This is a genomic window from Caballeronia sp. Lep1P3, assembly GCF_022879595.1.
Classification (GTDB): Bacteria; Pseudomonadota; Gammaproteobacteria; order Burkholderiales; family Burkholderiaceae; genus Caballeronia.
The window spans coordinates 1,299,569-1,313,214 of record NZ_CP084266.1; the positions used below are offsets into that span (position 1 = coordinate 1,299,569).

General features: G+C 66.1%; 11 protein-coding genes. 8 read left to right on the forward strand and 3 right to left on the reverse strand.

The features are described 5' to 3' along the window. Positions 1 to 4: 4 nt before the first annotated feature. Both LDZ27_RS20470 and LDZ27_RS20475 read left to right on the forward strand, forming a co-directional pair. A complete protein-coding gene (locus LDZ27_RS20470; RefSeq protein ID WP_244816678.1) occupies positions 5 to 796 on the forward strand; it encodes a 3-hydroxybutyrate dehydrogenase in 792 nt (263 codons plus the stop codon). 143 nt (positions 797 to 939) lie between these two features. After that, positions 940 to 1,173 (forward strand): hypothetical protein, encoded by a 234-nt coding sequence (locus LDZ27_RS20475; RefSeq protein ID WP_244816679.1) that lies wholly within the window; start codon positions 940 to 942, stop codon positions 1,171 to 1,173. 18 nt (positions 1,174 to 1,191) lie between these two features. Here the strand turns inward: LDZ27_RS20475 and LDZ27_RS20480 are convergent, their stop codons facing one another. Further along, the gene (locus LDZ27_RS20480; RefSeq protein ID WP_370653423.1) at positions 1,192 to 3,246 is read right to left on the reverse strand and encodes an AI-2E family transporter; all 2,055 of its coding nucleotides are present in this window, start codon (positions 3,244 to 3,246) and stop codon (positions 1,192 to 1,194) included. Between the two features lie 155 nt (positions 3,247 to 3,401). Between LDZ27_RS20480 and LDZ27_RS20485 the strand changes: the two genes are divergently transcribed. From LDZ27_RS20485 to zwf, 4 genes are all read left to right on the forward strand, one after another. Next, positions 3,402 to 4,022 carry a glutathione S-transferase family protein gene (locus tag LDZ27_RS20485; RefSeq protein WP_244816680.1) on the forward strand — a complete coding sequence of 207 codons (621 nt, stop codon included), beginning with the start codon at positions 3,402 to 3,404 and terminating at the stop codon, positions 4,020 to 4,022. Positions 4,023 to 4,034: 12 nt separating this feature from the next. Continuing rightward, on the forward strand, positions 4,035 to 6,101 hold the full coding sequence (locus LDZ27_RS20490) for a pyridoxamine 5'-phosphate oxidase family protein (protein WP_244816681.1): 2,067 nt from the start codon (positions 4,035 to 4,037) through the stop codon (positions 6,099 to 6,101). 74 nt (positions 6,102 to 6,175) lie between these two features. Then, entirely contained in the window at positions 6,176 to 7,075 is a 900-nt protein-coding gene (locus LDZ27_RS20495; protein WP_244816682.1) for a LysR family transcriptional regulator, read from the forward strand. A gap of 137 nt (positions 7,076 to 7,212) precedes the next feature. Further along, on the forward strand, positions 7,213 to 8,688 hold the full coding sequence (gene zwf / locus LDZ27_RS20500) for a glucose-6-phosphate dehydrogenase (protein WP_244816683.1): 1,476 nt from the start codon (positions 7,213 to 7,215) through the stop codon (positions 8,686 to 8,688). A 6-nt stretch (positions 8,689 to 8,694) separates the two neighbouring features. Here zwf and LDZ27_RS20505 read toward each other — a convergent pair whose 3' ends face one another. Then, the gene (locus tag LDZ27_RS20505; RefSeq protein ID WP_244816684.1) at positions 8,695 to 9,981 is read right to left on the reverse strand and encodes an FUSC family protein; all 1,287 of its coding nucleotides are present in this window, start codon (positions 9,979 to 9,981) and stop codon (positions 8,695 to 8,697) included. Between the two features lie 210 nt (positions 9,982 to 10,191). Between LDZ27_RS20505 and wrbA the strand changes: the two genes are divergently transcribed. Next, positions 10,192 to 10,797 carry an NAD(P)H:quinone oxidoreductase gene (wrbA, locus tag LDZ27_RS20510; protein ID WP_244816685.1) on the forward strand — a complete coding sequence of 202 codons (606 nt, stop codon included), beginning with the start codon at positions 10,192 to 10,194 and terminating at the stop codon, positions 10,795 to 10,797. 356 nt (positions 10,798 to 11,153) lie between these two features. Here the strand turns inward: wrbA and LDZ27_RS20515 are convergent, their stop codons facing one another. After that, positions 11,154 to 11,924 carry an IclR family transcriptional regulator C-terminal domain-containing protein gene (locus LDZ27_RS20515; RefSeq protein ID WP_244816686.1) on the reverse strand — a complete coding sequence of 257 codons (771 nt, stop codon included), beginning with the start codon at positions 11,922 to 11,924 and terminating at the stop codon, positions 11,154 to 11,156. A gap of 272 nt (positions 11,925 to 12,196) precedes the next feature. Here LDZ27_RS20515 and LDZ27_RS20520 point away from each other — a divergent pair, with 272 nt between their 5' ends. Beyond that, positions 12,197 to 13,603, forward strand: coding sequence for an MFS transporter (locus tag LDZ27_RS20520; RefSeq protein ID WP_244816687.1), 1,407 nt, complete (start codon positions 12,197 to 12,199; stop codon positions 13,601 to 13,603). Positions 13,604 to 13,646 lie beyond the last annotated feature (43 nt).

Below are 13,646 nucleotides of genomic sequence, written 5' to 3' on the forward strand. Positions count from 1 at the left end.
GCTCATGACTCAATCCGTATCGAAAACGCTCGCCGGCAAGACCGCGCTCGTCACCGGCTCGACGAGCGGCATCGGACTCGGCATCGCCACCGCGCTCGCGCAGGCCGGCGCCAACCTCGTGCTGAACGGTTTCGGCGACGTGCAAGGCGCGCTCGCGCAGATCGAGGCGGCCGGCGCGCAGGCCGTGCATCACGGCGCCGACATGACGAAGCCCGCCGAAATCGAGGCGATGATCGCGTTCGCGACCGAGCGCTTCGGCGCGCTCGACGTGCTCGTGAACAACGCGGGCATTCAGCACGTCGCGACCATCGACGAATTCCCGGTCGACCGCTGGGACGCGATCATCGCGATCAACCTCAGTTCGGCGTTTCACACGATGCGCGTCGCGCTTCCCGCGATGCGCGCGCGGGGCTGGGGACGCGTCATCAACATCGCGTCGGTGCACGGGCTCGTCGGATCGGCGGGCAAGTCGGCGTATGTCGCGGCGAAGCACGGCATTCTCGGGCTGACCAAAGTGGCCGCGCTCGAAAACGCGCGCACGGGCGTGACGGTCAACGCCATCTGTCCCGGCTTCGTGCTGACGCCGCTCGTTCAAAAGCAGATCGACGATCTCGCCGCGCGCGAATCCCTTTGCGCCGATGCCGCGCGCGCGAAGCTGCTCGGCGAGAAACAGCCGTCCGCGCAGTTCGTCACGCCGCAGCAGATCGGCGACATGGCCGTGTTCCTGTGTTCCGATGCCGCGAGCGAGATGCGCGGCTCGGCATTGCAGATCGACGGCGGCTGGAGCGCGCAGTAACACGCGGCATTGCGCCGCACGGGTTCTTCACCGTCGCGCCGCCGCGCGTCATGCATGCACGACGCACGCATGCATGACGCGCGCAGGCTGCAAGGGCGCGCCGCTTGGTACTATCGGAGCATTGCCCACGAGGAGTGTCCCCGATGACCGCTGAGAACAATCGCGCGGAAGAAGCGCGAGCCATGGAACGCATCGTCAACGCGACGCGGCAGGTGCAGTCCGCGTTTCTCGCCCTGCAAACGCAGTTTCCGCCCGAAGGCGATGGCCGGCCGTCGCAGATGGCGCTGCAGACGTTCGACGCCGCGCTGCAGGAACTCGAAGATGCACAGGCTTCCTTCGACACCATGCTGAACGATCTCTTCGACGGCAACCGCTAGGCTTCGCCGGGGCGCTGGCTACGCGCTGCTCGATGCGTTTCGCAGGGCCGGGAGTTCGTCGTCCGCCGCGTTCGGAACGGCGCTCGCCGCCTTGCCGGCCGGCGCGTCGAGACCGGCCCACGACACGCCATCGGCGGACTGGCGGCGCGCGGCGGCGACGCAGGCATCGACGAGTTCCTTGAACGACACCGCCGCCGAACTCGTTCGCACCAGCACTTCGCCCTGGAGCGGGCTTTCCGCGACCACGAGCCCGACGATCAGCTCGGCGGCGGGCGCGCGCTGATGCAGGCGCCGCAGCAGATTGCGCAGATACGGCGGCGACTCGGCGGCATCGAACGAAACGACGCAGATGATCGTCACGCCGGAGAGGTCCACTTCGCCGAAGCGTCCGCGCGAGAAGCGCTCGTAGCCCGTGATGTCCGCGCCGAGGCCGTGCTTGCGAAAGAGCTGGACGGCGATGGCCGCCGCGAGATCGTCCAGTTCGCTTCTGCCCGCGATGCACAGCACCGACGCCGTATGCCCTTCCGCGCCCGGATCGAAGCGCTCGGGCGGCATTTCCGAAGTGACGCTCGCGGCGTCGTCGCCCAAAGTCGGGCTCGCGGGCGGCTCTTCGCGGCGCTGCACCGTGGGCGCGATGTCCTCCGTATCCTCCAGACCTTCGATGATGTCGAGCGCCGATTCGTTGATGCGCCGCAACTGATCGGCCGTCACCACGCCGCGCAGCACGTCGTTGTGCGCGAGCCGCAAGCCTTCCAGCGCGACTTCGTCGTAATACGCGATCAGCGAGCGCTCTTTCAGCAGCGATTCCGCCTGCACGAGCGCTTCGTCGGGATCGTTCGCGAGCAGGCGCTGATAAAAGTTCTCGGCGGGCGTGAGCGCGGGCCGGTCGCCGAAGAGAACATCGAGAAATTCGAGCCGGTCGACGTGACGCCCGAGAATCACGAGGCAGAGCGTGAGCGGCGTCGACAGAACGAGGCCGATCGGCCCCCAGATCCAGCTCCAGAAGATCGCCGCGACGATCACCGCGAACGGCGAAAGGCCGGTGCTGTGGCCGTAGAGAAGCGGCTCGACAATCTGCCCCACGACGATGTCCGTGACGCCGTAGAGCACGATGGTCCAGATGAGCATCGTCCATCCCGGCCCGACTGCCGCCGCGAAAATCACCGCGACCAGCGCGGCGATCCAGGTGCCGACATACGGCACGAAGCGCAAGAGCGCCGTCATCACGCCGAAAAGCAGCGCGCCCGGCACGCCGATCACCACCAGCCCGATCGAAATGACGATGCCCACGCCCATGTTGATGCCGAGCTGCGCGAGGAAATAGCGCGACAGGCGGCGCGCCGCTTCGTCCATCGCGGTGGTTGCGCGGTGCAGGTCGCGCGAACCGAAAAGGCGGATCAGCCGGTCGCGCAAGTCCTCGCGCTGCAGGAGGATGAACACCGCGACCACGAGCACGATGCCGGTGGTTTCAAGCGGGCTGATGACGGGTGACAGGAAGCGCTGCGCCAGTTCGAGCGGCGACGGCGCCGGCTCGTGGACTTCGACGGGCATCGGCTGGTCGATCGGCGAGGCGGCGGGGTTGTCTTCGCTCGCGCGCGGCTCCTGTTCGCGCGCGGGCGACAGGCGCTTGAGCGCACGCGATGCGCGCCCGAGGAACGCGTCGGCGCGGCCCACGGTCATCTGCTGGATGCTGTCGACCTTGCGCTCGACGGCGACCTGATACTTCGGCAGATCGCCCGCGAGCTGCGCGACTTGCGCGCCGATCAGCGCCCCGACCGCGGTCAGCACCGAGAGCGCGACGACGACCGCGACGATCACCGACGGCACCTGCCCGAAGCGCAGCCGCCGCAGGAATTCGACGAACGGCGCGAGCAGGAAGCTCAGGAGAATCGCGAGGATGATCGGAATCATCACCGCGCGCCCGAAGTACAAGGCACAAATGACAACGACGACCGCCACCAGCGACGCCAGCGCGCGCAGGCCCGGCGCATCGGGCGGCAGAATCTTCGCGGGTGGCCGGCGCGGGCCGGGAAGTGGCGGCATGAGGTCTGGATCGTCTGGATGCTCGTTCATGGAAGCACGACGCGTGCCGAAGACGGGCGCCTGAGATTATTCTCGCAGCGCGAACAGTCATTTGACTTCCGCTTCCATTCCGCTTCGCAGAGCAACGCCCGATACTGAGTTCCAGAGATCGGCATCCCTCCGATCCGCACCGCTGGAGACGCTCCATGAAGCTATATCACCATCCGCTGTCGGGACACTCGCATCGCGCGCGGCTCTTCCTGCATCTGCTGAACATTGAACACGACGAAGAAGTGGTCGATCTTGCCGCCGGCGCGCACAAATCGCCCGCATTCTTGCGCCTCAATCACTTCGGTCAAGTGCCGGTTCTGATCGACGGCGATCACATCATCCAGGATTCCAACGCGATTCTCGTTTATCTCGCGAGCAAAACCGGCGCGACGCAATGGCTGCCGCAAACGCCCGCCGAAGCCGCCGCCGTGCAGCGCTGGCTTTCCGTGGCGGCGGGACAAATCGCGTTCGGACCGGCGGCGGCGCGCCTCGTCACCGTGTTCGGCCGAAAGTTCGATGCCGATGAAGTCATCGCGCGCGCGCATGCGGTGCTCAGAGTCATCGACGATGAGCTGCAAGCGCGCGACTGGATCGCGGATATCGGCAGCGCGCATCCGACCATCGCGGACATCGCGCTCTACAGCTATATCTCGAGCGCGCCGGAAGGCAACGTCGATCTCTCGGGTTATCGCCATGTGAACGCGTGGCTGGCGCGCATCGAAGCGTTGCCGGGCTTCGTGCGCTTCCAGAAGACCGCCGTGGGCCTCGCCGCCTGACTGCCGACCATCATGTCCGAGACTTCAACCGTCGAAGCATCGCCGTGGCATTCCGGCGAAATCGCCATGCAGACAGCAGCAGGCGTGCACGAGCGCATGCGCGATGTGGGCCGGCGCGTGCTGCGCGACTACATGCCGGAGCAGCATCGGCAATTTTTCGCGCAGTTGCCGTTCGTCGCCGCCGGCACCGTCGATCAGGACGGCGACGCCTGGGCGACCTTTCTCACCGGCCGCCCGGCTTTTCTGCACGCGCCGGACGCCAGAACGCTTCGCGTGGCGCACACACGCGATCCGCTCGATCCCGCCGACGCCGGCCTCGCCGATGGCGCATCCATCGGCTTGCTCGGCATCGAACTGCACACGCGCCGCCGCAATCGCGCGAACGGCGTGATTCGTCGCAGGAGCACGCAGACGCACGCGTTCGACGTCGGCATCGAGCAGAGCTTCGGCAATTGCCCGCAGTACATCCAGTTGCGCGACTTCGCGTTCGTGCGCGACACGCCGGGTTCATCGACGCCTATCCTGCTCGATGCGCAATCGCCGCGCATGCGCGCGATGATCGACCGCGCCGATACGTTCTTCGTCGCGTCGTACTTCGACCGCGCGGACGGGCATCGGCAAGTGGACGTGTCGCATCGTGGCGGCAAGGCGGGTTTCGTGCGCGTCTCGAACGACGGCACGCTGACCATTCCAGATTTCGCCGGCAATCTGTTCTTCAACACGCTCGGCAATATCGCGGTGAATGGCCGCGCGGGCCTCTTCTTCGCCGACTTCGAAACCGGCGACACGCTGCAACTCACGGGCGATGCGCAAGTGCTGAACGATTCGCCGGAAACCGCCGCGTTTCAGGGCGCGGAACGGCTGTGGCGCTTCACGCCGCGCCGGATCGTGCTGCGCGAGGACGCGTTGCCGCTGCGCTGGGCGTCTCGTCGGGAAGGCGCGTCGCCCAATTCGCTGATGACCGGCGACTGGAAACAGGCCGCGGAGCGCATGAAGGCGGCCGCGCTCGCGAATGCGTGGCGGCCGTATCGCGTGAGCAGGATCGCCGATGAAAGCGATGCGATTCGCTCGTTCTGGCTCGAACCGGCGGACGGCGCGGGCATCGTGCCGCACGCAGCCGGCCAGCACTTGCCGCTGCGCGTCACGCTGCCGGGCGACGCGAAGCCGCTCGTGCGGACGTACACGCTGTCGGTCGGGCCGGCGGACGGCGCGTATCGCATCAGCGTGAAGCGCGAGGGGCGCGTGTCGGCTTATCTGCACGATACGTTGGAGACGGGCAGCATCGTCGAGGCGCGCGCGCCGGCGGGCAACTTCACGATCGATCCGTTCGAAGCGCGCCCCGCCGTGCTGCTCGGAGCGGGCGTCGGCATCACGCCGCTGCTCGCGATGCTGCGGCATGTCGTCTACGAAGGGCTGCGCAAACGGCGCGTGCGTCCGGTATGGCTGATCGCGTCGGCGCGCACGCTCGCGAGCCGCGCGTTCACCGCCGAAATCGACGCGCTCGCGCAAAGCGCGGGCGGCGCGGTTCGCGTGATCCGCGTGCTGAGCGATACGCAAGGCGCGCAGTTCAAGCGCGATTACGACGTGTCGGGGCGCATCGACATCGATCTGTTGACGAGCTTCCTGCCCTTCAACGACTACGACTTCTATCTGTGCGGACCGGGCGCGTTCATGCAATCGCTGTACGACGGCTTGCGCGCACTGAACATCGCCGATGCGCGCATTCATGCCGAAGCGTTCGGTCCCGCATCGCTTGCTCGCACGCCGGATCGCGGCGTCGAAAAAGCGCCGATGCGCCCGCCCGCCACGCAAGCCGTGCCGGTGCGCTTCGTGAAGTCCGCGCGCGACGCGCAATGGACGCCCGATAGCGGCACGCTGCTCGAATTCGCGCAGGCGCTCGGCGTCGATGCGGAATCGAGTTGTCGCGGCGGCACATGCGGCACATGCCGGACGCCCATCGTGAGCGGCGCGGTGTCGTATGCGAGCGAGCCGGCGTTCGAAGTCGGCGACGACGAAGCGCTGATCTGCTGCGCGCGGCCCGCCGCCGACACGCAACGCACGCTCGAACTCGATCTGTAACGAAGCCGCGATTGCGGGACGCGCGGCCATGTCCGAGAATGCACGGCAACTTCCGCCCGCTATCCGCATCCGGCATGGACCGTTTTCAGGCAATGTCCACCTTCGTCACGGTGGTCGAAACAGGCGGCTTCGCATCGGCCGCGCGCAAGCTCGACGTATCGCCTTCGGTGGTGAGCCGCGTCGTCACCGAACTCGAGGAGCGGCTCGGCGTGCGGCTGCTCACGCGCACGACGCGCGTCGTGCGTCTCACCGATGCGGGCAGCGGCTTCTTCGAAGATTGCCGGCGCATTCTCGGCGAAGTGGACAACGCGGAACTCGCCGCCGCCGGCACGCATTCGTCGCCGCGCGGCGTGCTTTCGCTGACGGCGCCGGTGCTCTTCGGCAGGCTGCACGTCACGCCGATCGTGCTCGACTATCTCTCGCGCTATCCCGAAGCGGATGCGAACTGCTGGTTCGTCGACCGCGTGGTGAATCTCGTCGACGAGGGCATCGACGTAGCCGTGCGGATCGCGCAATTGCCGGATTCCTCGTTGCAGGCCATTCCGGTCGGGCGCGTGCGGCGCGTGCTCTGCGCATCGCCCGCTTATCTCGCGAAACACGGCACGCCGGATCATCCGGACGATCTCGCCGCGCATACGATCATCGCGTCGACGGGATCGTCCACGCCGCCCGAATGGCGTCTCCACGACGGCGACCGCCCCGTTCTCGTGCACGCGCGCCCGCGCTTCACGACGACGACGAACGATTCGGCCATCGCCGCCGCGCTGGCGGACTTCGGCATCGCGCGGCTTCTGTCGTATCAGGTGGCGGAGCATGTGCGCGAAGGGCGGCTCGTGACGCTGCTGGACCGCTATGAGCCGCCGCCGCTGCCGATTCATCTCGTGCATCGCGAAGGCCGTCACGTCACGCAGAAAGTGCGCGCGTTTCTCGATCTCGCCGTGGCGACGTTGCGCGCTAACGAATCGTTACGTTGACCGAGCTAAACGCGGCGCGGCGCTATTCGAAAGCCAAGCGAATCGAACGGGCGTTAGCGGGCGGAGCGTGCAAAATCGCGGCAAACCATGCAACATAGCTCTCTTGTCCGCACTGCAACCTTAACGGCTCACGCACCATGACGAACCCGACTTCTCCTTCGAACGAACGCCCGCTCGACATGATCATCTTCGGCGGCGGCGGAGACCTGGCGGCGCGCAAGCTGCTGCCCGCGCTGTACATGGCGCACACGCACTGCAATCTGCCCGCCGACACGCGCATTCTCGCCATCGGCCGCAAGGACTGGACGCGCGAAGATTATCTGAAGAACTTCATGGAACAGCAGTCGCGCCCGTTCATCGACGCGAAGGCCTTCGATGCGCAGTCGTGGGACAAATTCCTCGCGCTCTTCGATTACGTGCGCGTCGATGTCGAGAATCCCGATGACTTCCGGCGGCTCGCCGAAGCCACGCGCGCCAACGCGCAGCGCGTGTTCTATCTGTCGACGTCGCCGGAGCTTTTCACGACCATCTGCGACAACCTGGCGGCGGCGGACATCATCGACGATCGTGCGCGCGTCGTGCTGGAAAAGCCGCTGGGTCACGATCTCGCGTCGGCGCGCGCAATCAACGACGCGGTCGGCCGGCACTTCAAGGAAGACCAGATCTACCGCATCGACCATTATCTCGGCAAGGAAACGGTGCAGAACCTGATGGTGCTGCGCTTCGGCAATCCCATTTTCGGCCCGCTCTGGCAGGCGCCGTACATCAAGAGCGTGCAGATCACGGTGGCGGAAACGGTGGGCGTCGGCAGCCGCGCGGGTTTCTACGACCACACCGGCGCGCTGCGCGACATGGTGCAGAACCATTTGCTGCAACTGCTGTGCATCGTCGCGATGGAGCCGCCCGTTTCACTCGATCCCGACGCCGTGCGCGACGAAAAACTGAAGGTGCTGAAATCGCTGCGCCCGATGACCATCGCCGATATCGCGCGCGACACCGTGCGCGGTCAATATGCGGCGGGCGCGGTCGGCGGCGAGCCGGTCAAGGGCTATCTTCAGGAAGACAACGTGCCGGCCGACAGCCACGCGGAAACGTTCGTCGCGTTGCGCGCGCACATCAACAACTGGCGCTGGGCGAACGTGCCATTCTTCCTGCGCACCGGCAAGCGCATGCAGACGCGGCAATCGCAGATCGTCATCGACTTCGCGGACCTGCCGTTCTCCATCATCCCGAGCGGGCCGCGTAACTATGGCAACCGGCTCATCATCACGTTGCAGCCGGAAGAGTCCATCCAGTTGCAGATGCTCGCGAAGGAACCGGGCAGCGGCATGCAGATGCAGCCCGTCAATCTCAATCTCGACTTGCAGCAGGCCATGACGCAGCGTCGCGCGGAAGCCTACGAGCGTTTGCTGATCGACGTGATCCGCGGACGTCTCACGCATTTCATGCGTCGCGACGAACTGGAAGCGGCGTGGGCGTGGGTCGAGCCGATTCTCAACGGCTGGAAGGAACTCGGCGACCGGCCGCGCGGATATACGGCGGGAACGTTCGGGCCGGCGGCATCGTCGGCGCTGATGGCGCGCGAGAATCTCGCCTGGGCCGAAGAGGGCTAAGGCGCGTCAGCGCATCGCGGGGCGCGCCGCGCGTCGCGATGCGAGCGCCCTTCCCCCCGCCATCACGCCCGCCAGCACCGCGATTCCGCACAGAATGCCTGCGAGCCGCAACAGCGCGGGCACGGGATCGGACGACCAGTGGCGATCCTGCACGAACACCATGATGAACGCGATGGTGAACTGCCGCCCCACATAGCTCGCGCCCTGCGAGCCCGTCTGAACATGACAGCCGATCCACACGCCCGCGCACAGTGCGAGCATGCATAAAGGCGCGTCGTCGCCGATGAGCGGCAACAGCGCGAGACTGAGCGCGCCCGCGAGCAGACAGCCGAGCGCCCGCTGAACCATGCGCGCCGCGACGGGCCGCTGCGTCGGCTTGCCGAGCGCCGATGCGGGCAGAATCAGCACGGCGATCGCGGTCACCATCGCCTGCGCGAAGCCCGGCAGATTCAACGCATACGCGAGCGCCGCCAGTATCGCGACGGCCCACGCCGCATGCCACGCGAGGCGCTTTCTAGTCGCGAGCGCCGCCTGTGCCGCGCGCGCCGCGTGCGTCGCGGTGAGCGTTCGCGCGGGCGGCGCCGCATCCGATGGCATCGCCGCGACGGACGGCGCATCGTGCGGTGCGCCGTCCACGCGATCCGCCGTCGATGCCGCGCCCGATACCGTCGCCGCGCCGCGCGAGGCGCGATAGTGCTGCACGCCCGCATGAAAGAGCGCGGACACGGCCACGCTCGCGAACGTGCCGGCGACGACTTCGGCCACGCGCAGCAGCGCGAACGACGCCGTCGCCGATGCCGACATCAGCCGGTGCGCTTCGAACGTCACCATCAGCGCCGTCACCGCGCCCAGCACCCACGCGTAGCCCGCATCCGACACCAGCGCGCGATACACCGACACGCCCGCAATCAGCCCGAGCAGCGGCACGAAGAGCCACGGCGCATCGCCGATCAGCGGTCCCGCCGTCGCGCCGAGCAACCCGCCCGCCACCGTGCCGAGCACGCGATGCACGCCGCGCTGTGCACATGCGGAAAACTTCGTCTGCATGACAGCGAAGCCGCTGATCGCGGCCCACCAGACGTTCGTGAGATGGAACGCATAGGCAAGCGCGACGGCGAGCGCGACCGAGAACATCGCTTGCGTCGCGAAGCGCGCGCGCGCCGCAGAAGGCCGGATCGCGACGAGTTCGCGCGCAAGCGAAGCGAGCGCATCGCGCACGAGCGCCGTAAGCGTATGGAATGCCGCCGGTAAGGGGCTGTGGTTCGAGTGAATCGCGGACTGGCGATCAGGCATCGGTTGTGCGGCAAGTGGCGTGTGTTTCGAGCGTAGACGCGTATCGCCGCCGATGCAAACGGCAAGCGCACGAATTGCGCTCAAGACAACAAGGCGCGCTCTGCAGCATCCGATAGCCGATGCTATCGTGGGACTCCGATGCTGCCGCATGCCCGCTCATGCGCGCAGCAGCTTTTGATCCGCATTCGACACGGCACAGCAAGGACACTCATGGCGAAAGTTCTGGTTCTCTACTATTCGATGTACGGCCACGTCGAGACGATGGCGCAAGCGGTCGCCGAGGGCGCGCGCGGCGTGCCGGGCGTCGAGGTCACGGTCAAGCGCGTGCCAGAAACGATTCCCGCGGATCAGGCCGCCGTCATCGGCGTGAAGCTGGATCAGCAGGCGCCTATCGTAAGCATCGACGAACTTGCGGACTACGACGCGATCCTCTTCGGCACGCCCACGCGCTTCGGCAACATGGCCGGACAGATGCGCACGTTCCTCGATCAGACGGGCGGCCTCTGGATCAAAGGCGCGCTCGTCGGCAAGATCGGCAGCGTGTTCACGTCGACGGCCTCGCAGCACGGTGGACAGGAAACCACGATCACGTCGTTTCACACGACGCTTCTGCATCACGGCATGGTCGTCGCGGGCGTGCCCTACGCGTGCGCCGCGCTCACCACGATGGACGAGATTTCCGGCGGCACGCCCTATGGCGCGACGACGATCGTCGGCGCGGACGGCAAGCGCGATCCGACCAAGAACGAACTCGAGATCGCGCGCTATCAGGGCAAGCATGTGGCGGAGCTGGCGCTGAAGATCGCGGGCAAGTGATCGCGTTTTCTGCATGGCGTGGTCCGACAGCTACGCGCGCTGTGTCGGGCATATAGCGACACCCGCCAGTTGGCGGAATCGCGCGACCCTTGTGGCACAAGGCTTTCGCACAGCGCGGCTCGTTGGCACGGTCGCTGCATCGTGTCATGCGTCGCACCTTGACGGCCTGCCACTGCAAGGCGCGACCGGACCGGCCGCTTCGTGCGCCGGTCCGTTTTTGCGCTGATGCCGCTGCCTTCGCTCCGAAATAGTTCGGAAACCTGATTATTCACGGCGCGGCGAAATCGCGAACCGCGCAAGCCCCCGAATATCCTCACCTTCAACGCTCCCGCAAACCCTCACCGGAAGATCGCCTGTCAGATGACGTTGAGCATCGCGAGCGCCGTTTCCTGCAACGGCTGAAGCACGCGCGCGAGCGCGGCGTCGTTGGTTTCCTTTCCGATCGGCATGTTCACCGACAACGCCGCCACCACTTGCCCGTGCCGGTTCTTGATCGGCACCGCGATGCCGCGCACGCCGACCTGCAATTGCTGTTCGAACGCGACGTAGCCGTCCGCGCGCGCCTGGCGGATTTTCTCGTAGAGCACTTCGCGGTTCGTGATGGTGAGCGGCGTGAACGGCTTGAACTCGGTCGCATCGAGCCAGGCGCGCACCGCACGTTCGTCCGGCTTGTAGGCGAGCATGACGAGACCGCCCGACATCAGCGCCGCCGGCACCCGCGCGCCCAGCACGAAGCCGGTGTTCATCACGCGCGAGGAGCCGTTGCGCGCGATGATGACGAGATCCCATTCGTCCAGCACGCTGACGTAGACGGATTCGTGTATCGACGCGCTCAAGTGCTGCAAATAAGGCTGGACGATGCGCGGCAGCCGCGCCGAATCGAAGTACGACCAGCCGACGCGCAGCACGCGCGGCGTCAAGTTGAAGAGCTTGCCGTCCGTCTGCACGTAGCCGAGATGCGCGAGCGTGAGCAGATAGCGCCGCGCCGCCGTGCGCGTCATGCCGGTGCGCGTCGCGGCTTGCGTCGGCGTCATGCGCGCGTGCTGGTCGTCGAAGGCTTCGAGAATCGCGAGACCCTTTTCCAGTCCGGCGATCCAGTCGCGCTTGTCGAGTCCCGGTTTCGTCATGTCGATGCTCGCGCCCAAGCTAGTGCTAACCCCCAAAGCGGTCGATTATCGAACACACGCGTGCGATAATCGCGCACAATTTATCACAAATCGTTGCCCGGTTTCGGCTGCGCTCTTATCCTCGAAGCACTTGTAAGGGACACGTTGCCGGCCTCGCCCGAGTGCCTTGCCGCCCAGCGTCGGAGCAGCGCGCATCGGCGAGAATCGTGGGTAAGAAGAATCGAGCACGCGCAGCACCTTCAGACGATAAACCATCATTCGGAGACACTTCTATGGCTAGCCCAAAGGCAGACGCGCACGGCGGAGGCCAGGCGAAAAAAGCGACGGCGAGCGGCTGGATCGGCTCGGCGCTCGAGTATTACGACTTCTTCATCTACGCTCAGGCGGCGGCGCTCATTTTCCCGCAGCTCTTTTTTCCGTCGGGCAATCCGAAGGTGGCGATCGTCGCGTCGCTCGCGACGTATGGCGTCGGTTATGTCGCGCGTCCCATCGGCGCGTTCGTGCTCGGGCATCTAGGCGATACGCACGGCCGCAAGAACGTGCTGCTCATCTGCATGTTCCTCATGGGTTTCTCGACGATGGCCGTCGGCCTGCTGCCGACGTACCACAGCGTCGGCATGCTCGCGCCGGCGCTGCTCGTCGTGCTGCGCCTGATTCAGGGCTTCGCGGTGGCCGGTGAAATCTCGGGCGCAAGTTCGATGATTCTCGAACACGCGCCGTTCGGCCGGCGCGGTTATTACGCGAGCTTCACGCTGCAGGGCGTGCAGGCGGGCCAGATTCTCGCCGCCGCCGTGTTCCTGCCGCTCGCCGCGTTCATGCCCGAGGACATGTTCAATTCGTGGGGCTGGCGCGTGCCGTTCCTTCTGTCCGCGTTCGTGCTGCTGGCGGGCTATATCATTCGTCGCGAAGTGCACGAAACGCCGGCGTTCACGGCCGAAGGCGCGCACGGCGAACTGCCGAAGTCGCCGATCAGGGAAGCGTTCGCGAACAGCACGCCCGACATGGTCCGCGTCGTCTGCATGGCGCTGATGAACGTGATTCCCGTCGTGGCAACGATCTTCGGCGCGGCCTACGCGGTGCAGTCTTCGTATGGCGTCGGCTTCAGCAAGAGCGTGTATCTGTGGATTCCGGTCGTCGGCAACATCGTCGCGGTGGTGGTCATTCCCTATGTCGGCAATCTCTCCGACAAGATCGGCCGCCGTCCGATGATGATCTGGGGCTCGCTCATCTCCGGGCTGCTCTCGTTCGCGTATCTGTATGCGATCAGCATTCACAACGTGCCGCTCGCGTTCCTGATGTCGCTCCTGATGTGGGGCGTCGTGTATCAGGGCTATAACGCGATTTTCCCGAGCTTCTATCCCGAGCTCTTCCCGACGCGCTCGCGCGTCTCCGCGATGGCGATTGCGCAGAACATCGGCACGACGATCACCGCGCTCTTGCCCGCGCTCTTCGCGGCTGTCGCGCCGCCGGGATCGCACAACATTCCGCTGACCGTGGGCGCGCTCGCGTTCGGCGTGACGATCATCGCGGCGATCGCGGCGTGGTCGGCGCGCGAGACGTATCGCATGCGTCTCGACGATCTCGGCAAGAAGGACGCCGTGCCGATGAGCGAGCAGGAATACGAACGCCTGCGCGCCGATTCGATGGCCGTGAGCAAAGTCGCCAAGGCGCATGCCTGAAGCGTCGAGAGACTAGTTGGTGTGGTTTGAATGGGCCTTTGCG

Bases quoted from the DNA above. Each gene is read 5' to 3' on its own strand.
- LDZ27_RS20470 (WP_244816678.1), top strand. From the start codon at position 5: ATGACTCAATCCGTATCGAAAACGCTCGCCGGCAAGACCGCGCTCGTC.
- LDZ27_RS20475 (WP_244816679.1), top strand. From the start codon at position 940: ATGACCGCTGAGAACAATCGCGCGGAAGAAGCGCGAGCCATGGAACGC.
- LDZ27_RS20480 (WP_370653423.1), bottom strand. From the start codon at position 3,246: ATGAACGAGCATCCAGACGATCCAGACCTCATGCCGCCACTTCCCGGC.
- LDZ27_RS20485 (WP_244816680.1), top strand. From the start codon at position 3,402: ATGAAGCTATATCACCATCCGCTGTCGGGACACTCGCATCGCGCGCGG.
- LDZ27_RS20490 (WP_244816681.1), top strand. From the start codon at position 4,035: ATGTCCGAGACTTCAACCGTCGAAGCATCGCCGTGGCATTCCGGCGAA.
- LDZ27_RS20495 (WP_244816682.1), top strand. From the start codon at position 6,176: ATGGACCGTTTTCAGGCAATGTCCACCTTCGTCACGGTGGTCGAAACA.
- zwf (WP_244816683.1), top strand. From the start codon at position 7,213: ATGACGAACCCGACTTCTCCTTCGAACGAACGCCCGCTCGACATGATC.
- LDZ27_RS20505 (WP_244816684.1), bottom strand. From the start codon at position 9,981: ATGCCTGATCGCCAGTCCGCGATTCACTCGAACCACAGCCCCTTACCG.
- wrbA (WP_244816685.1), top strand. From the start codon at position 10,192: ATGGCGAAAGTTCTGGTTCTCTACTATTCGATGTACGGCCACGTCGAG.
- LDZ27_RS20515 (WP_244816686.1), bottom strand. From the start codon at position 11,924: ATGACGAAACCGGGACTCGACAAGCGCGACTGGATCGCCGGACTGGAA.
- LDZ27_RS20520 (WP_244816687.1), top strand. From the start codon at position 12,197: ATGGCTAGCCCAAAGGCAGACGCGCACGGCGGAGGCCAGGCGAAAAAA.